The organism is Sphingomonas sp. S2M10, assembly GCF_012650175.1.
Lineage (GTDB): Bacteria > Pseudomonadota > Alphaproteobacteria > Sphingomonadales > Sphingomonadaceae > Sphingomonas.
In genome coordinates this window covers 1-630 of sequence record NZ_JAAILI010000010.1, presented here as the reverse complement: position 1 = coordinate 630, position 630 = coordinate 1, and the positions used below count along the sequence as shown (strand labels likewise).

Genomic DNA, 630 nt, shown 5'->3' with positions numbered 1-630 from the left:
GAGCATGAAGGCGGAATCGCTAGTAATCGCGGATCAGCATGCCGCGGTGAATACGTTCCCAGGCCTTGTACACACCGCCCGTCACACCATGGGAGTTGGGTTCACCCGAAGGCGTTGCGCTAACTCGTAAGAGAGGCAGGCGACCACGGTGGGCTTAGCGACTGGGGTGAAGTCGTAACAAGGTAGCCGTAGGGGAACCTGCGGCTGGATCACCTCCTTTCTAAGGATATCGGCGGAAAGCGCCTCGGGCCTCGGCTCGGGGAAGAGCTTCCTCCATTCCAAAGAACATTCGCCGCCGTCCTCATGTCCCTTCATCTTCTGGATATCCTCCCAAGGGAGGGTTTGCCTGAGCTGGCTCACGCCGCCCGCGGCCTTTAGTGGCTAGTTCGGGACGGCGAATGGGCCGGTAGCTCAGGTGGTTAGAGCGCACGCCTGATAAGCGTGAGGTCGCAAGTTCAACTCTTGCTCGGCCCACCATTCGCTGGTTGCGGTAGGCGATGTTTGCATTGTTTGCCGGCACCTTCGAAACGTTTCAGGGGCCTTAGCTCAGCTGGGAGAGCGGTTGCTTTGCAAGCATCAGGTCATCGGTTCGATCCCGATAGGCTCCACCAATCCGCAGCGGACGAGACG

The 630-nt window shown here is 59.4% G+C and carries 2 tRNA genes and 1 rRNA gene; all 3 read left to right on the top strand.

The window, feature by feature from the left end:
- Window positions 1-220 (top strand): 16S ribosomal RNA (locus S2M10_RS04685); the annotation flags it as partial.
- 180 nt (window positions 221-400) lie between these two features.
- Window positions 401-477 (top strand) — tRNA-Ile (locus S2M10_RS04680).
- Window positions 478-535: 58 nt separating this feature from the next.
- Window positions 536-611 (top strand) — tRNA-Ala (locus S2M10_RS04675).
- The last annotated feature ends 19 nt before the right edge of the window (window positions 612-630 follow it).